We start from the raw sequence: 21,501 nt of genomic DNA, 5'->3' as shown, positions 1-21,501 counted from the left end.
CATCGATGCTACACATAGGATCTGTCGGGTGCTTTGGGGATGATGATCCAGCGGCTGTACAGGTCGATTAAAAATCCGATGCCGAGCATAAACAGGATGGTGCCGGGGCCGATGCCGACGATTTTGCTCCGGTACAGGATGATCATCAGTCCGATCGAAATCGGGATGGATGTATAGAGTATATTGGCCATGGTATAGTTTTTCATTCGTTTTCCAAACGCCTTCAACAGGAAGTCGGATGGCAAATAAATAGAGCTGGATTGGAAATAAATACATATGGCAATGGCGATGAGATTCAGTCCGATCATTAAATAAATAAATCGGGATATCATATCACCCGGCACAAATACCATTTCATGGATATATAGAAACAAATCAAGCAATATGCCAAAAGCAAAGGCAAGCGTTATACTTTTGATAACCACCCCTGGGGTTACTTTTTCTTTCATTAAATAGGCAAGGAAAAGGGCAAAAGAATGCAAAATAAAAATACAGATGCCGATCGTAAGCGGCAATATGAAAACGAGATTTTCCCCGGCGGAAGTCCAGGGCGCGCTTCCCAGATTAGAGATGACCATAAAGCTGTTTCCTAAAGCATTTAATGTAATGGAAAGGATAAACCATAAACTGTTTTGCGTGCGTATGTGCATAGAAACCTCCGAATCGTGTAAATAAAAAAGCGCGTGAGTTGGTTCACTTCCGCGTTGTTGCAACTAATTATTTAAGGCTTGTCATTCTATTAGGTTAAAATCAGTATACTAGAAATGGGCCGGGAAAAAAGGGAATTTGCTCAGGACAGGCGCCTGTAAATTCCCGGCACTTTTCCCGATAGAATACAATGAATAAAGTAACATAGATCATAGAAGAAACAAAACCAGCACCACGTATCAAGAAAATTCAGAATTGAGGGGTCAGACCCCGAGTTAAGCGCCGACTAAAAGAATATTCAGAATTGAGGGGTCTGACCCCCAAACATGGTAGCTCAACCAAATGTCTTATTCAAATAGTGATACAGGCCGTGGTGTTCGTAGCTGTATTCGGTTACTTCATTTGCCTGGGCCTGAATGCTTTCTTCGGCGTTTTTCATGGCTACTGCATGTCCTGCTATTTCAAACATCGATAAATCATTTTCCCCGTCTCCGACAACGAGCAGGTTATCCTTACTTATCCCATATTCTTCAAGTAGCAGTTTGATGCCGGTTCCCTTGGAAACACCGGATACCATTATTTCCACATTATGGAGAGAAGAAGATGAAGTAGTGAATGCCGTTTCCCTTTTCAGGTCTTCCAGCTGTTTTTTCCACGCATTAATTTTCCCGGTATCTGCACTGAAAAAATATACCTTCACCACATTGTTGTACGTTAATTCATTGACCCAGTCGATTTTTTCGCCGATGGCATTCCGTCTTGAATATAATTCATTTTCAAGTAGTGTCTTTGGCATTTCCTTCTGCAGTTCCCCGGTAAAGTAATCTTTGTCCTCTGCTAACGCATAGCGCGACCCTTCCAAAGGATGAACTTCATAATAGATATTTTCCGCCCGGGCTGCTGCAATTACTTTCTTCAGAAGGGGTTCTTCCAATGAAAATTGTGCCAGTTGTTTTTGCCCGGTATAGGCACCCATTCCATTTGCTGCAATATAGCCATCCGGCTTCAAATGACTCGGAAAAACATCAGTAATTTCTTTTTGCGTGCGACCGGTAGCAATAAATATTTTAATGCCTCTTTGCTGCAAATTATTTAGTAGATGAATAAGTTTCTCATCAATGATGCCATGAGGATCGAGTAATGTTCCGTCCATATCCAGTGCAATTGCTTTTACGTCCATTCCTAAAATCAGCCTTTCTTCCGTAATATAAGTATTCAACACTAACTTCATTATAGGATATATCTGATATTTTTTGGGGAAACTACGGGCACAATTCGTGTTGTGAATACGGATACAAAGATTGGGTTCAAATGTCGTTGAACAGGTAATAGGTACAATATACAATTAAATTAGGAAGTGGAGGGGATAACTTGTTGGACCAACGCTCCTATATTTTATTTAAAGAAATCACTTCTACTCATCCTATTACCAAATCAGAGGTAATGCGAAAGCTGAATTTAACTGAGCGTCAGCTTAACTATGATTTGGAAAAGGTTAATGGATTTCTGCAACAACTGGAACTTCCGGAAGTCATGTTGAAAAACAATCTGTTTTCTGTTGCTGAAGAATTGAAAGGCATTACAAACTCAGGACTCCTGGCCAATGTTGATTCAGATATGTTCATTATTTCGGAGCAGGACAGAGTATTTGCCATCTATCTTTATACTTTCATTCGCAAGGAGACTGTATCTAATTATCACTATCAATTTTTACTGCGGGTAAGCAAAAATACAGCCTTGGCAGATGTCAAACATGTTAAGGAGCTCTGCAGGAAATGGAACCTGGAATGGGCTTACTCCAGGGCAGATGGTTATCACATTAACGGAACTGAATTGGACAAGAGGAGACTTGCTGCCTACTGCAGTGACACCTTAGTTTCCCAGCCGCTCGGCAAAGAGATACTTATTCTTATTTTAAAAAGTTGGGGATACGAAAATGAAGTCGTGCATACGAACCGTATTGTCGATGAAATCGTAAGGCAGCATCACATGGAACTTGTGAAAAGTAGAAAAAGCGAAATGATTATACGGCTTGCCTTCTTGCGCGTCCGAACGCCAAAAAATGATTTGTCTTTTAAAGAATATGAAAAGAATATCATTGAAAGGCAAAGTGTGTTTCATGCAGGGAAAGCGTTGGCATCCCAATTATTTCCCGAGGGATCGAATGAGGAAGCGTATTATGTGACACTGCAGCTTCTCGTTTCGCTACAGGAAATTGATACAACTGAAAATCCTACCCTTCATGGGCTGGCAGAGCGAATCATTGCTGAGTTTGAAAAAGTGACTTTGCTGCCGATGGAAAACAAATCCGCTTTGAAGAAGAGTTTATACAACCATTTGGTACCGGCATTCTATCGTATTTCTTTTGGCATTCCTCTGGTGAATCCGTTGAAGGATAGAATCCAGGATGAATATAAGGATTTATTTGAATTCGTCCGTCAGGCGTTAGCTCCTTTAGCGATGTGGACGGGCAGAATGATCAGTGATGAGGAAGTTGGTTATTTTACACTTCACTTTGGTGGACATTTAACGGAAGACAAACGAAAAAGCACGGAAAAGCTTCGAGCCTTAATTGTTTGTTCGAATGGAATCAGTTCATCCATGATGTTGAAGGCTCAATTAAGTCAGATGTTTTCCGACATAGAGTTTTCAAGTATACACTCCTTATCCGAGTTATCCGGAGTTTCTCCAAGCCGGTACGATATGGTTTTTTCAACAGTGGAGTCACCAGCAACAGAAAAACCGTTTTATGTTGTGAAACCCCTGCTTTCCCAGGTGGAAAAAAATTATCTCGTTCAACAGGTGGCATCCGATTTTCCGGGATTAAATGTCAAAAATATTTCCGTGGACAGGCTAATGGAAGTGGTTGCAAAGTATGCGGATATCCAAGAGGAAGAAAAATTGTTTTCCGAGCTTGTTCATCTGCTGTATTTTAAAAACACAGAAAAAGGGAGATTTTCACCAATGTTATCAGAACTACTAACAGAAGAAATGATTCAATTTACGGATGCGGATGTAAATTGGAAAGATGCCATTTCTCAAGCATCGTCCCCACTCTTGGACACTGGCAAAATTGAACAGAGCTATGTTGATGCCATGATTAACAATGTAGAAGAGATGGGCGCGTATATTCATATAGGGAAAGGAATTGCCATTCCCCACGCAAGGCCGGAATCAGGTGTGAATCAGATTGGGATGTCTTTTTTACGAACGAAGAAACCCGTACGTCTTCTGGACAAAGAAGAACATGCTATCGATATTTTTATTTGTATTGCAGCCATTGATAATGAGGCACATCTTAAAGCATTATCCAGTTTAACTAAAATTCTGGCAGATGACAGTCAGCTTGAACCACTGAAACAAGCGGATACAGCTGCTGAAGTAATAAAACTTATTCAAAAAGGAGAAGAAGAATGAAAATAATGACAGTATGCGGACATGGGTTGGGAACAAGTTTTATGGTTGAAATGAATATTAAAAACGTATTGAAAGAATTGGGTGTAACTGGTGTGGAAGTGGAACATGCGGACTTAAGTTCAGTTGGTCCGGGAGATGCCGATGTTTTTTTCCTTGCCAAGGATATTGCAGATGGAGGATCCCATTTAGGTGAAGTGGTTGTTTTGGACAACATTATCGATATGGATGAGTTAAGAGAAAAAGTAACCAATTTAATGAAAGAAAAAAATATGATCTAATCTCACGGGGGGAAGTAAATTGAATACATTTTTTAGTACGTTAGTTGACATTTTAAGTGAACCGGCAATTCTTGTTGCTGTCATTGCATTAATTGGTTTGCTTTTACAGCGGAAAAAAATGTCGGATACCATTAAAGGAACAACCAAAACCTTTGTTGGGTTCCTGGTCATTTCTGCCGGTGCCGGAATCTTAGGCGTAGCACTGGAGCCTTTTGGTGCCATGTTCCAGGAAGCGTTTAATGTATCCGGTGTTGTCCCGAATAACGAAGCCATTGTGGGACTGGCATTAACTGATTATGGTACAACAACGGCGCTGATTATGTTCTTTGGTATGATAGTTAACATATTAATAGCCCGTTTCACGCCTTATAAATATATTTTCTTAACTGGTCACCATACACTTTATATGGCTTGTATGCTAGCGGTGATCATGGCAGTGGCCGGGTTCAACACACCAGGTTTAATTGCTGCCGGTTCCGTTGCTTTAGGTATTATTATGGCTTTATCTCCGGCTATTCTGCAACCGTTTATGCGTCAGCTGACAGGTCATGATAATGTGGCACTTGGTCACTTCAGTGCTGTAGGTTACGCCATTAGTGGTTTAGTTGGTAAAGCGGTGAAAGGGAAAAAAGAGGTCGTATCCACTGAAAAAATTAATTTTCCGCAAGGGCTTGGATTCCTGCGTGATAGTACAGTAAGTATTGCACTTACGATGGCAATTATTTATATTATTGTTGCGTTATTTGCCGGCCCAACGTTCATCGAAGGTAATCTGAGTGAAGGCACAAACTTTTTAGTGTTTTCCCTGATTCAGGCTGGTAATTTTGCTGCCGGTGTATTTATTATCCTGGCTGGTGTTCGTTTGGTATTGGCAGAGATTGTGCCTGCATTCCAGGGTATCTCTACCAAGCTGGTTCCAAACTCGAAACCTGCGCTTGATGTGCCAATTGTATTCACATATGCACCAAACGCCGTATTAATCGGTTTCTTCTCCAGCTTTGTTGGGGGTATCGTTTCGATGGCTGTTATGGCCCTATCCGGCAGTGTGATTATATTACCGGGAGTTGTGCCTCACTTCTTCACCGGTGCAGCTGCAGGGGTATTTGGAAACATTAATGGTGGTGTAAGAGGTGCCGTACTTGGTGCCTTTGTCAATGGTATCATCATTTCTTTCCTGCCAGTATTCCTGTTGCCGGTACTGGGAGATTTAGGCTTTGCAAACTCTACATTCTCTGATGCAGACTTCGGTGTAGCAGGTATTTTCTTTGGAACATTGGCAAACTATTTCGGAACAATGGCCATCGTCATTGCACTTGTAGTAATTCTTGTACTTCTGTTCATTCCTTTCAAGAAAAAAGCTGCTAAAAACCAGGAGTAAAAGTTGATGTAATTAAAATATGACACACTCTGAACGGCCCGAATACATGGAAACTTTAGCGGGAGCGGAGGTGTTTGAAGCAATCGCTTCCGGGGATGGAGCCCTCAGGCGTTTTAGCGCTGTAGGGAATAATTCCCTCCACTGGCAGGTACATGTATTCGGGCTGTGCATGTGTATGGAAAGATTTGGGTAAAAAAATATAGCAATGGAGGAGAAGATAAATGACAACATCGGCACGTACCATTTCCGAGCTATCCATAAACACGATCCGCACCTTAACGATAGACAGCGTGGAAAAAGCACAGCACGGTCACGCAGGCATGCCTATGGGTGCAGCCCCAATGGCATACTCCCTTTGGAAAAACTTTCTAAATATCAATCCTGCAAATCCGAACTGGTTTAATAGAGACCGCTTCGTTCTCGCTGCAGGACACGGCTCAAATCTTCTGTACAATCTGCTCCATTATCAGGTTTTGATGTGACGCTGGAAGATTTAAAAACAACCAGACAATGGGGAAGTAAAACTCCGGGTCATCCGGAATACGGCCACACTCCAGGGGTGGAAGCAACAACCGGGCCACTTGGTCAAGGTATCGGAGTAGCTGTGGGGATGGCAATGGCAGAACGTTATTTTGCTCAAAACTTTAACCGGGATGGTTATCCAATCGTAGATCATTATACGTATGCCATATGCGGGGATGGAGATCTGATGGAAGGCGTTTCATATGAAGCTGCATCTATTGCCGGTCACCTTGGACTGGGCCGTTTAATCGTGCTGTACGATTCCAACGATATTAGCCTCGATGGTAATTTAAATCTCTCTTTCTCGGAAGATATGAAAAAACGTTTTGAATCAATGGGCTGGCAATATTTGCTCGTGGAAGATGGAAATGATGTGGAAGCGATTGATGCCGGAATAAAAGAAGCACGCCTGGATCATGAACGTCCAACTATTATTGAAGTGAAGACAACAATTGGATACGGGGCGCCATCTATACAGGGAACACATAACGCACATAGTAATCCATTGGGTGCAGAAGAAATAAAACGAACGAAAGAATACCTTGGTTGGGAATATGAAGAAGCGTTCCATGTGCCACAAGAAGTTTATGATGATTTCAATTCCATTCGGGAAAATGGTGAAAATAAAGAAGCAGCGTGGCAACAGCTGTTTGAAAGGTATGAAAAAGATTTTCCGGCGAAAGCGAAGGAATTAAAACGTATTATCGCCGGGGAGCTTCCGGAAAATTGGGATGCCAAACTGCCAACGTTCGAAGCAGGAGAATCGCTGGCTACAAGAGTTTCTGCGAGTAAAGTAATGAATGGACTGGCAGAGGTTTTGCCAGAACTCATTGGAGGAGCGGCAGATCTCAGTTCTTCTACCAAGGCTGCATTGGATCATCATGGTGACTATAAATCGGGAAATGATACAGGCAGGAATGTGTGGTTTGGTGTTCGGGAATTTGCCATGGGCACAATTGCCAATGGAATGGCACTGCATGGGTTAAAACCATTTGTAAGTACTTTTTTTGTATTTTCCGATTACCTGCGTCCGGCCATCCGTTTGGCTTCCCTTATGAAACAGCCGGTCACCTATGTGTTTACACATGACAGTGTGGCCGTTGGCGCCGATGGACCCACACACCAGCCTGTCGAACACTTGGCCTCATTCCGGGCCATGCCTGGACTTTCGGTTATTCGTCCGGCTGATGCAAATGAAGCAAGAGAAGCCTGGAAATTGGCGGTTTCCCAAAAGGACAGGCCAACGATGCTTGTGCTGGGGCGCCAGGGGTTACCAACTCTTGCTGAGACCGGTGAGCTGGCATCTGAGGGTGTGGCGAAAGGGGCATATGTAGTTTCTCCTGCTGCAGGCGAGGCGAGTGGTATTATCTTGGCTGCAGGTTCAGAAGTTTCCTTAGCCATGGAAGCTCAAAAGGAACTGGCTGCGGAGGATATCCATGTTAATGTGGTAAGCATGCCTTCCTGGGATTTGTTTGAACAACAAACCAACGAGTATAAAGCATCTGTGCTTCCTCCCGGATTAACCAAGCGGCTGTCCGTGGAAATGGGATCCAAGCAGGGCTGGAGAGAGTATGTGGGTTTCGAAGGTGCAGTAATGAGCATCGATACATTCGGCGCATCCGCCCCGGGAGACGAAGTAATTCATAATTACGGCTTCACTGTAGAAAATATCGTGAACCAGTATATGAAGCTGTAAGGGGGCAGGGGGCGGTGCCTGGGACTGCGCTAAATGCTCGTCCCACCAAAAGACCTGTCACTCCCCGATATTAATCAAATAATGAAGACACCTTCCATATAACTGAATATTCAGAATTGAGGGGTCAGACCCCGACATAACCGTTATTAATAAGAATATTCACAATTGAGGGGTCTGACCCCCTGCAAGGAGAGCCTCGCTTTTTTAGCGGGGCTTTTGGTGCTGGTTCAGTTGTAAAAAAGGGGATAGCACTGGTGTTTTCTATGTGCTCCTGTCCCAAGATGTACCTTTTATCGATAAGGCAAAACTACTAACTTTTTAGAGATTTAGTAGTTTTAGGACACCAAATATTTAAGTATTATTGTCTATTGTAGTTTTACAAATAATTGGTTATTGTTTTTATAATAGATAAAATCTGACAATATACCAGGTTATAAATTTTATCTATTAATAACCTCATAAGATATAACATAAAAAGCTAAAAATTTACAGTTTACAGGAGGTGAAAAATGAAAGCGCTTTAATTATTGTTAGGCCAGGATGGCTACTGAACAGTGAAAAAAGGAGGAAATAGAATGAAGAGTTATTTTAGGTTTACTTTTGCGGCTTTATTTGTCGTAGCAATGTTTTCTGTTCTCATTGGAATAAAACCCATTTCTGCAGATACAATTTATGAACCTGTTCCATATGAAGATATCGGCCCCATACTTGAACAGCATGAAGAAGAGAGTGAACGAGTATCCCTGGAAGTCATTGGACAATCCGTACTTGGAAACGATATTTATGTTGTCACCATTGTTGATTCACAAAACGGTGAAGCAATGGAAAAATCCGATACTTTACGAGAACTAATGGTGGGAGATCCGAATGAAGCACAACAATTTCTTGATGAAAACCCGGAAGTAAAAGCACCGATCATCATTAACGGCTCTATCCATGGTACTGAATATGTAGGTACTGATGCAGTTATGAAACTTATTGATAGATTTGCTTATGATAACGACGAAATAACTGAACAAATTCTTGAACAGCATATATTAGTTTTTAACGTAGTAGCAAATCCGGACGGCCGTATATTAGGCACAAGGCAAAATAGCAACGGATATGACCTGAACCGTGACTTTGTTACGGTATCCCAGCCGGAGACGGATGCAAATGTCGATTTAATTGTTGATTGGTTGCCACTTGTTCATCTTGACTTACATGGATATGTTATACGTTCTACTGAAACGCCAGGCCTGATTGAACCCACAACACCTCCACATAACCCTAACATCGAGCATGATCTGTATATAAAATGGGCATTGGACCAGGCTGAAGCGATGGAAGATGAATTGGTTGCAAATCGGAATGAATTTGAAACGGATATGTATAGAAACATGGAAGGAACCCATATCCCCTATCGTGATGCAGAAGACGGATGGGACGATTACCCACCGATATTTACTCCTGGGTATACGATGTACCATGGAACATACGTTGCCACTCTGGAGGCGCCAACAAATAGTGTTGATGGTGTTGATTGGCATTATCATGCGGTAATGGGAGCTTTGAAATTTGCAACTGAAAACAAAGTCGGAATGCTCCATGATCAAATTGAAGTTTTTAAGCGTGGTGTCGAAAATGATCATCCAAATTATAAGGATGGATTTTTTCCGGAAGCTTATTTATTGTCTGTAGATGATATTGATCCTTCTGTAACGGCAAAGGCTGTTAATCACTTAAGAAAGAGCGGGATTGAAGTTAATAAAGCAGAAGACTCATTCAACGTGGATGGAAATTCGTACGAAGAAGGAACTTATATAGTGAATATGAGACAAGCGAGAGCAGGTTTGGCAAACACATTGCTATGGGATGGGGAAGATATAAGTGAACAGGTAAACGCGATGTATGACATTTCAGGATGGAGTTTGCCGGAGTTATGGGGATTTGATGCGACTGCTACTTATTCCAATGTTGATGTGGCAGTCAGTGAAGTGGAAAGCGTTGAACTGGAAGGGAGTCTCGAAGGAGATGGACCTTATGAGATTGCCAATAGTTCCGTAGAATCTATAGCATTCGTGAATAAGTTGATGGAAAATGGTTTCCCTGTATATAAAGGAGAAAATGGAAACTATTATGCGGAGCCGGGGGATAGAGATTTATTAAGTGAACTCGTCCGGGAAACTTCAGGAATTAGTTTGAAAACAAAAGCGATTCCAAATGAAGCTAGCTTATTGGATAAAGTAAATGTAGCTGTCTTTAATGATCGCGGAATACATGGAACCCGTACGGCGCTTCAACGGTTGGGTTTCCAGCCAGTTGACATTGAACCTGAAGACATCGTGGAGAACGGTTTGGATGAATTTGATGTGCTCATTGTAAATGGTCCTTCCATTCATGGAAGTGATGCGTATAAGCAGCAGATAGAAGAATTTATTGAAAACGGTGGAAAATACATTGCAATTGGTGCACAAGCATCCAATGCAGCAGCAGAACTTGGATTAGCTGATGTTACAGTCAATAGTGGCGGAAGAAACAGCAACGGTATTGTAACGGTTGATTTCAAAGATACCTCTTTAACTGCTGGTTATGGCAGCCGTGATTTTGGTTTTGTCTATGAGCCGGTATGGTATACCGATTTAGAAAATGATAGAGTTGTAGCGTCATATGGTGAACAAGATTTCTTTAGAGCAGGGTTTTGGCAAAATAGTCAAGTTGCCCAGGGTCAGCCTGTTATCATAAAAGGACATCATCCAGGCGTGACATTGCTGGGACTGGAGGCTGGATTTAGGGATCATCCTGAAAATCTATACAGACTTCTTTCAAATGCAATTTATCCTGGTGAAGAGACGATATTGACAACCATTGAAGGGATGCAAGAGCGTGTAGGGCGTTACCAAGAAGAAGGTGAAATTGAAGAAGAACAGGTGATAAGTTCATTAAGAACCCATTTAATTGCAGTTAATCAATATGCAGATCAGAATGAAGGGGAGAAAGTTATCAAGCATATGGGAGGTTTCGAGCAATTGCTTGATGCATATTATGATGCTGAGCAGATCTCTGATAAAGCATATACTATTTTAAAAACGGATACGGAATCTATAATTACCAAATGGAGATAGAATGTAGGAAATAGTTGTTATAATACCCGGTGACTTTTATGGTTCACTGGTTTATGTGATTTCAAAATTGGGGTCAGACCCCTCAATTCGCAATATTTAGAATTGGGGGGTCTGACCCCAATTTATTCACATTCAGTTCACATCTTTTTTATTTTGGTGCTTAAACATTTATTAATGTTTGCCGATAAATAATGTGGGTCTAAAGTAATGGTTCTAATATCATGATTTATATAGAAGAAAAAGGCAAACTGCTTGAAAAGGCAGGACGTAAAGCTAAGGGTCTATGGTGTCAACGATAAGACATGATGATCGCTTGGCTGCCAAACTTTAAAGTACAAATGTATTTTTAATATCTTTGGCTATTCTATTATGTCTTGAATAGTCTTTTTTTTTTCGTGGAGAAAATCTAGAAATGATACTAACCGGGAAGGGAAATCGTACTTAATTAATATAAAGAAGAATAAACACTGTAAAGTCTTGCAGCTCTTCTTAGAAAAAAGGCACCCTGACAACCACTTACTTTGCATCCACGCTTAGTAGCTAACTCCAGTAAACAAAACATGGAAATAAATAGAAGAGTAGAAGTACAAATATTGCCAAACTATGATATTGAAATAGAGGTAGATGAGGAGGAAATATAATGCAAGTAACCATTAACGAACGAAATAAGGTCGTCACTAATCTGTTGAATGGTACGTTAACATCTTTGGAAGGGGTCGTTCCTATTGAATTTACAAGATCTGCCCCCAGGCTTTTGGACCAGAATTGTGGTTTGGAATTTGGGGTTCTAATTGGAATTATTGGTGATGTCAAAGGGAAACTGATATTGTCAGGGGATCTGGCAACGTTCAGCAGCATTGGGAATGCCATGTACGGGATGCCGCTCGAAGGCGAAATGCTTTTATCCTTCAGCGGGGAGCTCGGAAATATGATTGCAGGTGGGTTGTCAGCAAATATTGCTTCAGAAGGTGTGGATATTAATATCACTTCACCTACCATTATGCAGGGGGGCACTACATTATCAGGATTCAAACAGGGTATTAGCGTTGCAGCCGCCTTTGAACAAACTGGGGATTTGAACCTGTCCCTGCTGCTTGATTCATAGGTTGAAAGGAGGAAACAGATATGGAGACAAATGATTATCTTGATGTATTTCTGGCAGAAAGTGATGAACATTTACAGGCCATGAACGACCATCTCCTGGAACTGGAAAAGAACCCGGAGAATCTGGATATTATTCAAGAAATTTTCCGGTCAGCTCATACATTAAAAGGAATGGCAGGAACTATGGCATTCCATGACATTGCTTCATTGACCCATCAAATGGAAAATGTATTTGACAATATGAGGAACAACAAATTATACGTGAGCGAAGATATTGTTGATATTATATTCCAGGCATTGGAAGCTCTGGAGAAAATGGTGGATTCCATTCGCAACGGTGAAAGTGGCAGTATGAATGTGGATACGCTTGTTACCCGGTTAAAGGAATTAGATGGGGAAAATGGCAATATTGAAGGCCGGAGCAACACTCCTGAGGAATTGGAGACTCCGGACGTGAACTTGGATGAATACCAGATGACAGTCGTGAAACAGGCAAAAGATCAGGGGGTTACCCCTTTCCAAATAAAAGTAAAGCTTACAGAGGATTGTTTGTTAAAGGCAGCACGAGTTTATATGGTTTTTGAAGTGTTGGAAGAGTTCGGGGAGATTATCAAATCTGTTCCTTCCGTGGAAGAGCTGGAAGCGGAAGATTTTGATACTTTGTTTTCGGTAATTATTGTGTCAAAGTCACCTGCACCTGAAATGGAGTCCCGCATACATAAAGTTTCGGAAATCCAGTCCGTTTCAATAAGAGAATTAAATCCAAATGTTAACAACACTGCAGGTGAAAAGAAGCAGCCGAATAAATCGGAAGAGAACGAAAAGTCGCAAGTGAAATCCAAAAGTAAAAAGCACACTACTGCTAAAACGATCCGTGTCAGCAGTGAGCGGATAGATCATCTCATGAATCTTTTCGAGGAATTGGTACTCGACCGTGGTCGTCTGGAAGATATTTCAATGAAAAAAGATGACTATGAATTAACAGAAACTGTGGAGCATATTGCTAAGGTTTCACAGGACATGCAGGATTTAATTTTGACGATGCGCATGGTGCCTGTGGAGCAGGTTTTTAACCGATTTCCAAGAATGGTCAGGGGGCTTGCGAAAGATCTCGATAAGGAAATTGACCTTGAAATAATCGGTGCTGAAACAGAGCTTGATCGGACGGTGATTGATGAAATTGGTGATCCGCTGGTTCATCTTATCCGTAATTCCATAGACCATGGCATTGAGACGGGGGAAGAACGTAAGAAAGCAGGCAAGCATAGTAAGGGACGATTATGCTTACGCGCTTACCACAGCGGCAATCACGTTTTCATTGAAATAGAAGATGATGGTGCTGGCATAAACCGTGAGAAAGTTATTAAAAAAGCGATAGAGAATGGGATGATTACCGCTAATCGTGCTGAAGACTTAAAGGACGAGGATGTTTATCAGATGATCCTTGCTTCCGGGTTCAGTACAGCGGATAAAGTCTCTGACGTTTCGGGCCGCGGTGTTGGTTTGGATGCAGTCAGTAAGAAAATTGAATCACTGGGCGGGCATATTTACATAGAATCAGCGCCTGGTGAGGGAAGCAAATTTTCCATTCAATTACCATTAACGCTATCTATCCTTTCCAGTTTATTGGTGCATGTTCAAGAGGAAGTTTTCGGGATTCCACTTTCTTCTGTTGTCGAAACAGTATTGCTGGAAGAGAAAGATATGATGCATTCCCATCGCCAGAAAGTAATGGATTTCCGCGGCAAAGTCATTCCTCTCCTTTCATTGCAGGAAGTACTCGAAGTGCCGCCTCAGGAACAGGAGGAGAAACAGAAGAAGTTATCTGTAGTCATTGTAAAAAAAGGAGAAAAGATGACGGGACTAATTGTGGATTCATTTATTGGTAAAAAGGAAGTAGTCTTAAAATCGCTGGGAGATTATTTGCAAGATGTTTTTGCGATTTCCGGCGCGACGATTCTTGGAAATGGTCAGGTTTCCCTGATTATTGATCCGAATGCATTGGTGAAATGAACAAAGGAGGATTTAAATGAATGACTCAATGAAAGTAGTAGCTTTTCTTATGGGGGAGCAGCAATACGGTATACCAATAGAAAACGTCCTTGGTATTGAGAAATTACATACGATTACAAGCATGCCCGGGACTTCCGACTTTATAAAGGGGGTCATTAACCTCCGCGGAGATATCACCCCTGTACTCGATTTAAAACAACGGCTCCAACTTGGAGAAACTGAGCATAGGGACCAAACCAGGATCTTGATTGTAACGATGAACGAAATGCAAGTTGGTTTAATGGTGGATGCAGCAACAGATGTCATGGACATCGATTCAGCTATTGTTGAGGATGCGCCGGAAATGATCAACGGGGTGAAGGAGTCATTCTTGCATGGAGTGGCCAAGCTGGAAGATAAGTTACTGATCCTGCTTGATTTGGAATATGTATTACATTTTGAAGAGGTCAATGAGATCAATGAAATGATAGAAAAATAGAGATACGGGAGGAAAAAGAGATGGCAAAAATTTTAGTTACAGATGACGCAGCCTTTATGCGAATGCAGTTAAAAGATATCCTATCCAAATTGGGTCACGAAGTAGTAGGTGAAGCAGAAAACGGGTTGGAAGCGGTAAAGAAGGCAGCAGAACTGCAGCCTGAACTGATTACAATGGATATTACGATGCCTGAAATGAACGGGGTGGAAGCTGTAAAGGAAATTAAAAAGTCCAGACCGGAAGCTAAAGTTATTATGTGTTCCGCAATGGGGCAGCAGAGTATGGTTCTTGAGGCAATTCAGGCAGGAGCAAAAGACTTTGTAGTCAAACCATTTAACGCTGACCGAATTAAAGAAGCTATCGATAAAGCCTTGTAAAGTGATGTCCGGGACTGAGCAAAAATCTCTTCCCACTAAGAAAACTTGTCCACCCAAAGAACGAATTAAGAATATATGGAAAATTTAGAATTGAGGGGTCAGACCCCATAGGAAGAGGTATGAAAATGAGAAAACTATTTAATTTTAAACGTATTAGAACTAAGATTTTATTCGGGTTTGGTATTGTGCTTTTGCTGGCGGTGTTACTGAATGTCTTTAATCTCTATTCTATAAATAATACGAATAATGTTCTGGAAGATATGATAGATAAAGAAGTTACTTTATTGGTTGCCAATGAAGACCTGGCTATGAATATGTATGAAAGAGCAAGTTTATTGCGCGGTTTTTTATTGCTTGAAGATGAGGCATATAAAGAAGAGTTTGAAGCCGGGACAGAGGAAAGTATTGAATTGGAGAACAGGGCACTTAAATTGAGTGATTCCGAACAATTGCATGAGCTTATTGATATGAAAATAGAATGGGGGATGCTCACAGATGAAGTGATCATGGCCTATGAAAATGGGGATATGGAAGAAGCAACAGCGATCATGGAAAATGAAGTAATTCCGATAGGTAATCAGCTGACAGAAGGCTTTGAGAGGTTAGCAAATGAAAGGGAAGCGGAAGTAAGGGAAATAGGTGACAGGATGATAGCAGACAGTGAAAGACTGCTAACTATAGCTGTCATTGTATCCCTATTAATGATTGTATTGACTTTAATTGTTGCAATATTTACTGCCAGAATGATTTCCAATCCAATCCAGGCTGTGATGAACCAAATGAAGCAGATTTCAGGAGGAGATTTATCACAGGAATCCCTGGAAACGACTTCAAGGGATGAAATCGGACAGCTTGTATTGGCTACAAATGATATGAGTAATGAGATGCGTAAATTATTAAATGAAATCAACCAAGTATCGGAGACGGTAAGTTCGCAAAGTGAAGAATTGACCCAGTCCACCAATGAAGTAAAAGAAGGATCTGAACAAATTGCTACAACCATGCAGGAATTGGCTTCTGGTTCCGAAACACAGGCTAATAGCTCAACCGAGTTATCTTCTGCGATGAGCGACTTTGCTGCAAATGTACAGGAAGCAAGTGATAACGGGGAACAAATAAAAGAAAATACCGGGAAAGTGTTGGAGATGACGGAGGAAGGCAGTCAATTAATGGATAACTCTAACGCACAGATGGAAAAAATTGATCAGATTGTTCAGGATGCCGTTCAAAAAGTGGAAGGACTGGATACACAGTCCCAGGAAATTTCCACATTGGTTTCCGTCATTAAAGATATTGCCGACCAAACAAATCTGCTGGCTTTAAATGCAGCAATTGAAGCGGCTAGAGCTGGTGAACATGGAAAAGGGTTTGCGGTAGTGGCAGATGAAGTGAGGAAATTGGCTGAGCAGGTAGCTGAATCTGTTACAGATATTACGGGAATCGTTACGAATATTCAAAGTGAATCAAGTGTTGTAACGGGTTCTTTACAAGAAGGCTACAAAGAGGTAGAGAGCGGCATTGTACAAATAAAAGCGACGGGTGAGAAGTTTGACGGAATCAGTACAGCTATTTCGGAAGTGGTGGATAGCATCCAAACGGTTACCGGTAACTTGTCAGAAGTTGCAGCAACCAGTCAGCAAATGAACAGTTCCATCCAGGAAATCGCATCCATTTCTGAAGAGTCCGCAGCAGGGGTGGAACAGACATCAGCAGCTTCCCAGCAAACCAGCAGTTCCATGGAAGAGGTGGCAGCAAGTGCAGATGATCTTGCTAAGCTGGCAGAGGATTTGAATGGATTGGTTCGAAAATTTAAGTTGTAATTTGCGGCGGGGGCATTCCCCCGCTGTAGTTGTGTTTACGGGTATGCGGTTGTATGAAGTGTAGTCTAAAGAAATTGCTGAACCAACGAATCATTTTAAATGCAATAATTGAAGAGGCGAGCACAGAGGAACACAGAAAAGGATTTGCAGTAGTTGCAAATGAAGTAAGAAATTGGCAGAACAGGGCTGAATTTGTTACGGATATTACAGGTATACTCACAATTACAGATAAAGCAATTACGTTATAGGCTTTAAAACTGCGTGTGCGTGTATGATTTGCTTATACCGGACACAACACTTCACTTCACCCTGTTTTATACCGATATTAGTTATGGGTAATTCGAAATACATTTTAGGGGTGTCACACATATGTCAGCATCAACTGATAAACAGCTTCAGCAAGTTAATAATATATTCCAAACATTAATTGAAGCAACGGAGCATTTTCATAAGCTTATACAGAAAAAAGAACTGAATCAAAGTATTTTTATATTTAGTTCCATTGTTGAAGGCTTTGATGCAGTTAGCAAAATGGATAATAATAAAGAGTTGGCTGTTCAAAATAACAAAATTGAAAGTTATTTACTCGAGATTGCAAAATTACTGGAAAAGGGTAAATACGCAAAGATTAATGGAATTATACAGTTTTCCCTTCTCCCCCTATTAAATAAGATATCAAGAAGTATCGCTAACGAAATCGGAGACCAGGAGCAAGATAAAAAGTATACGATAGGAGTATTTCATTCATTTCGAAATCCTCGTGAATTTTATATGGAAGCACGGGTTAATGCGTTGGTTGAGGAAAGTAATAGACAAAATGCAGAAGTGCTATTTTTCACTTCAAGTGATGTGGATTTTGAGAACAGGCAAATTACTGCAGATAAATATTTAGGTGGAAAATGGGAACGTGTAACAGCTCCTTTTCCTGATGTCATCAATAATGCAGGAGCAGGAAAGAGATCACATGTTGAAAGAAAGCTGCGCAGAATTATACCTTTTACAAGCTTTTTTGTCGGAAACAAATATACGTTACCAAAGCGAATGGCAAAGTACCGTAAATATGCAGAATTACTAGTACCGTTTAGAGTTTGCCGCAATGAAACTGATATCTATGAATTTATTGAACGTAATAATAAAGTGGTTTTCAAACATCTTCGTGGCAATCGTGGAGAGAATATTTATTTCGTCACAAAAAAAGGCAACCGATATATTTTATTAGATCAAAAGAAAGAACAAGTCCTTAACTATGAAGCTTTCAACAAGTGGATACAAACAATGATATTAAGAGAAAAAGGTAGTTATATTGTGCAAAGGTATATTCACACACGTACAAAATACGGTGAGCCTTATCATATTCGTGCGCAGGTTCAAAAGGATGGTTCTGGTAATTGGGTTATTACACATATGTATGTGACGATCGGAGACAAAAGAAGAGATCTTAGTAATTTAAATGCAGGTGGTAGAAGAGAGGAGCTTCATTACTTTTTACACCAAGAGTTTGGAAAGAAGAAAGGTATAGAATATGAAAAAACACTTCCGAAACTAGCAATAAATATTGCTATGCATCTTGATAAATTGTATGGCTTTGTTCTGGATGAACTTGGACTTGACTTGGCTATTGATGATACAGGCCGTATTTGGATGCACGAAGCAAACAATGGGCCAGTAACTCGATTTTTTGATGATAAACGAGCAGTACATACAATTGCTTACGCTAGATATATTGCTGAAAATGGGATTTTTCATTCGGATACCACAAGAAAAGCTGAAGCTGGATTTTTTCAAGCAAGGAATACAAGGATACCATTGGTGGATTTGGGTAACAGTTCGACTGTCGGATTGTTAATGGGGAGAATAGTAAACGATCGATTAGCCGTAACTTGTGCGGAAGTATCAAAGAAGCAAGGTGTTCAACTTTTTACTTTTACACCAAAAGATGTTGACTATGATGAGATGCTTATAAAAGGTTATTTTTATGAGAATGACGCATGGGTACCAAAAGTAGTCGAATATCCAGATGTGATCATTGATCGTTTAAAATTGCGTGGTGAAAAAGATGCTCAATGGATTTATGAAGAGATGGAAGATATCCCATTTACTAATGAATGGGCTAGCTGGGTACATAGTCGCTCTGATATCTATAATAGATTGCTGGATATAAATGAGTTGGGTAGTAATCTGTCACCGTTTCAAAAGCTAATAAAAACTCGTGATATATTCCGTTTTATCGAGGAACATGGTAGAGTACAGTTAAAACAAGAAATTGGAACAGGAACACAATATATTGAGCCTTTATCTGACAGGATATATGCAGTTGAAAAAGGTTTATCTGTTAATGAATACAGTGAACTTCCACTACTAAATAAATGGAAAGAACTAATTAAAGAAAAAAGCTATATTATTCAAAAGGATGCTAGAAAAACGGATAACAATGGCCAAGTATTTAGTATCCATATTCATTTAATGCTTAATGAGAAAGAAGAATGGAGATTTGTCAGCGTTTATTCAGAAATTGAAAGCTTCACTGTGGATGGAAAAGTGAAGGAGAACTTGAAAGAAGACCTTAATAAGTTTCTTAGTTCTAATTACGGAATAGAGCTTTCGGTAGAATTGGAATTGAATATTAAAAAGCTAGCTAAGCGTGTTGCTAATAGTCTGCAATTCATGTACGGAGACGTTGTTTCTGAAGTAGCCATTGAAATGGCGATTGATGAAAACAATCAGTTATGTTTGCAGGAAGTAAATCCAAATGGACCTGAAACAATTTATGATGTAACTGCTTATGCAGAAAGCTTGATCAGATATGCTGATTATGTGGCTTTCTTGGATGAAGAGAAGTAAGCGTATAAGGGAGGAAAAGCTGTAAGAAACGACTAGTGTTTTTTTACAGCTTTTTTCTTTCAAGAGTGGTATATGTTATAACATAACTAACTGAAAACCCTCTCTGAGTGAGAGTAACCCCTCTTATCCAACATCTAAATTACTTTAATGCTGATTATCATGCAAATCTATTATGTACTCTTTTAATTTGATGATTAGACTACTTTTAACTACTGAATTAACATTCTTATTAATTTGCTCTAGATCTGGGAATATTCCATTTTCATTTACAACAACCTCTACGGATCCATTTGATGAATTGACATTTATATCACTAGAAACTGAAAATAAGATATTATAACCAATAGAACCTGGAACGGGATGATTAACTAATTCTTCCCTTTTTTGGAGTTTAAATGTGAACTTTGTCATAATTTTATTCCTTTCTACTTTATTTAATATTATAAAAGAGACTCTAGCAAAACCAGGGTCCTTCCCAAATAATTTGAAATTATTGAAGTAATTGTAATACGCCTTGAGGCATTTGATTTGTTTGATCCAACATTGATCGTGCCACTTGTGAAAGAAATTGTTCTTAGTGAACTCAATCATTTCTTTCGACATTGTGCGAATATATGATTTAACAAATGACTAGACTATATCTTACCCTTTGACTTTAGGGGGACTGGGCACTTCGGATTCCAAGGGATTTGCGGCTCCATCTTTCACCTACGAATCTCATCACCAATGCTTATGCATTAGGTGGTTTATTCTAGTCGTTGAACCTTCTCCAGAGTTTCCTCACAGGAGCTTGGCTGCTGATTGCCCAATCTTGTCTTTTTTTAGACCTTCACGATTGTCGTTTCCGACTTCGTTGTGGTAAGACAAGTTCTAAGAAGTTTCCAGCAGTTCACCCAGTAATAATCGCTAACCGTTACCAGTTAGGAGGACTGTGCCTTATTCTGCATTAAGCAGCTTCGGCATCATCAACGTCACGGATAAGTGATTCAGTAGCTGTTAGGTTTTCTGCTGAAGTACCAAGGGTATTGATTGTGTGGCCTAAACGGTCGGTTTTGTATTGCACCTGGTTTAGAACTTTCAGCAGAGACAGGTTCAAATATTTTGTTAATAGATGTAATAGCAATATAATTGATTTAAAGATATAAGATATTTACATGTTTGTTTTATTTATTATCCTGTTCTTAATTAAATCCGATAGTTCTAATATCCTTAGTTTGTCCCTCAATATTTTCATTTGGAAACCTCATGATAGATACAAAAAATTCCCATCTTATTAACACATTACTAGTTACTCTTTGTCCTGATTGTAAGTTTTTTGAATTGGATTTTCGACTTCATCCCTTACTGAAATTCTAATATGATTAGGGTTCTCTAACCAAATACCAAAGTTTTCTATATCTACTAATCTTGCTAATAACCAATCTTTTGATTGATAAATGACAGTGACATGGCCAACTAATTCCTCTAGCAAATTTTTAAATCTGATCTGTATATTTTTATTAATTGCATCTTGAAGTGCCAAAATATCCGCTCCATTAATCAAATTTTTCTAATATAAAAGGGACCAAAGCCAAAGCCATAGTCCCTTTACATTTCAATATTATTGAAGTAATTGAAGTACTCCTTGCGGTTGCTGGTTTGCTTGAGCTAACATAGATTGTGCCGCTTGAGAAAGGATGTTGTTCTTCGTAAACTCCATCATTTCTTTCGCCATCGTGCGAACATTTACTTTCATAAATGACTAGACTATATCTTCACCCTTTAATTTTTGTAGGGGCTGGGCACTTCGGATTCGGATGGATTTGCGGCCCCATCTTTCACCTAC

General features: G+C 40.2%; 14 protein-coding genes, 4 pseudogenes and 1 riboswitch. Of the genes and pseudogenes, 13 read left to right on the top strand and 5 right to left on the bottom strand.

The features are described from left to right. Positions 1-8: 8 nt before the first annotated feature. Positions 9-650 (bottom strand): DUF6198 family protein, encoded by a 642-nt coding sequence (locus tag ACZ42C_RS10420; protein WP_461180360.1) that lies wholly within the window; start codon positions 648-650, stop codon positions 9-11. A gap of 332 nt (positions 651-982) precedes the next feature. Continuing rightward, positions 983-1,867: an HAD family hydrolase gene (locus ACZ42C_RS10415; RefSeq protein ID WP_461180361.1), complete on the bottom strand. Its 885-nt coding sequence runs from the start codon at positions 1,865-1,867 to the stop codon at positions 983-985. A 152-nt stretch (positions 1,868-2,019) separates the two neighbouring features. Here ACZ42C_RS10415 and ACZ42C_RS10410 point away from each other — a divergent pair, with 152 nt between their 5' ends. The 13 genes and pseudogenes from ACZ42C_RS10410 to ACZ42C_RS10350 all read left to right on the top strand — a co-directional run bounded on the left by ACZ42C_RS10410 (position 2,020) and on the right by ACZ42C_RS10350 (position 19,676). Continuing rightward, complete coding sequence (locus ACZ42C_RS10410) at positions 2,020-4,065, top strand: BglG family transcription antiterminator (protein ID WP_461180362.1); 2,046 nt, start codon at positions 2,020-2,022, stop codon at positions 4,063-4,065. Continuing rightward, positions 4,062-4,343 carry a PTS sugar transporter subunit IIB gene (locus ACZ42C_RS10405; protein ID WP_461180363.1) on the top strand — a complete coding sequence of 94 codons (282 nt, stop codon included), beginning with the start codon at positions 4,062-4,064 and terminating at the stop codon, positions 4,341-4,343. The genes ACZ42C_RS10410 and ACZ42C_RS10405 overlap by 4 nt, the downstream gene beginning before the upstream one ends. 19 nt (positions 4,344-4,362) lie before the next feature. Beyond that, positions 4,363-5,721, top strand: a complete 1,359-nt coding sequence (locus ACZ42C_RS10400) for a PTS ascorbate transporter subunit IIC (protein ID WP_461180364.1) — start codon at positions 4,363-4,365, stop codon at positions 5,719-5,721. Between the two features lie 221 nt (positions 5,722-5,942). Further along, positions 5,943-7,939, top strand: a pseudogene (gene tkt, locus ACZ42C_RS10395) (transketolase). Positions 7,940-8,514: 575 nt separating this feature from the next. Next, complete coding sequence (locus ACZ42C_RS10390; RefSeq protein ID WP_461180365.1) at positions 8,515-11,043, top strand: M14 family zinc carboxypeptidase; 2,529 nt, start codon at positions 8,515-8,517, stop codon at positions 11,041-11,043. A gap of 232 nt (positions 11,044-11,275) precedes the next feature. Further along, positions 11,276-11,368: riboswitch (cyclic di-GMP riboswitch) on the top strand. A gap of 315 nt (positions 11,369-11,683) precedes the next feature. Continuing rightward, the gene (locus tag ACZ42C_RS10385; RefSeq protein WP_461180366.1) at positions 11,684-12,148 is read left to right on the top strand and encodes a chemotaxis protein CheX; all 465 of its coding nucleotides are present in this window, start codon (positions 11,684-11,686) and stop codon (positions 12,146-12,148) included. Positions 12,149-12,168: 20 nt separating this feature from the next. Next, positions 12,169-14,160, top strand: coding sequence for a chemotaxis protein CheA (locus ACZ42C_RS10380; protein WP_461180367.1), 1,992 nt, complete (start codon positions 12,169-12,171; stop codon positions 14,158-14,160). A gap of 16 nt (positions 14,161-14,176) precedes the next feature. Further along, the gene (locus tag ACZ42C_RS10375) at positions 14,177-14,638 is read left to right on the top strand and encodes a chemotaxis protein CheW (RefSeq protein ID WP_461180368.1); all 462 of its coding nucleotides are present in this window, start codon (positions 14,177-14,179) and stop codon (positions 14,636-14,638) included. 20 nt (positions 14,639-14,658) lie between these two features. Next, positions 14,659-15,015: a response regulator gene (locus ACZ42C_RS10370; RefSeq protein ID WP_461180369.1), complete on the top strand. Its 357-nt coding sequence runs from the start codon at positions 14,659-14,661 to the stop codon at positions 15,013-15,015. A 119-nt stretch (positions 15,016-15,134) separates the two neighbouring features. Beyond that, a pseudogene (locus ACZ42C_RS10365) lies at positions 15,135-15,614 on the top strand (CHASE3 domain-containing protein); the annotation flags it as partial. 141 nt (positions 15,615-15,755) lie between these two features. Next, positions 15,756-16,835: pseudogene (locus ACZ42C_RS10360) on the top strand (methyl-accepting chemotaxis protein); the annotation flags it as partial. 53 nt (positions 16,836-16,888) lie between these two features. Further along, a complete protein-coding gene (locus ACZ42C_RS10355; protein WP_461180370.1) occupies positions 16,889-17,083 on the top strand; it encodes a hypothetical protein in 195 nt (64 codons plus the stop codon). Between the two features lie 121 nt (positions 17,084-17,204). Further along, positions 17,205-19,676 carry a YheC/YheD family protein gene (locus ACZ42C_RS10350; RefSeq protein WP_461180371.1) on the top strand — a complete coding sequence of 824 codons (2,472 nt, stop codon included), beginning with the start codon at positions 17,205-17,207 and terminating at the stop codon, positions 19,674-19,676. Between the two features lie 144 nt (positions 19,677-19,820). On the opposite strand, the gene ACZ42C_RS10345 is transcribed toward ACZ42C_RS10350, so the two are convergent. The 3 genes and pseudogenes from ACZ42C_RS10345 to ACZ42C_RS10335 form a co-directional block, all read right to left on the bottom strand. Then, entirely contained in the window at positions 19,821-20,087 is a 267-nt protein-coding gene (locus ACZ42C_RS10345) for a hypothetical protein (protein ID WP_461180372.1), read from the bottom strand. An 877-nt stretch (positions 20,088-20,964) separates the two neighbouring features. After that, positions 20,965-21,198, bottom strand: coding sequence for a hypothetical protein (locus tag ACZ42C_RS10340; RefSeq protein ID WP_461180373.1), 234 nt, complete (start codon positions 21,196-21,198; stop codon positions 20,965-20,967). Between the two features lie 78 nt (positions 21,199-21,276). Further along, a pseudogene (locus tag ACZ42C_RS10335) lies at positions 21,277-21,390 on the bottom strand (flagellin); the annotation flags it as partial. Positions 21,391-21,501 lie beyond the last annotated feature (111 nt).

Source organism: Virgibacillus kimchii (genome assembly GCF_055379185.1).
The sequence above is the reverse complement of the archived record's forward strand: the minus strand, read 5'-3'. Positions and strand labels throughout refer to the sequence as shown.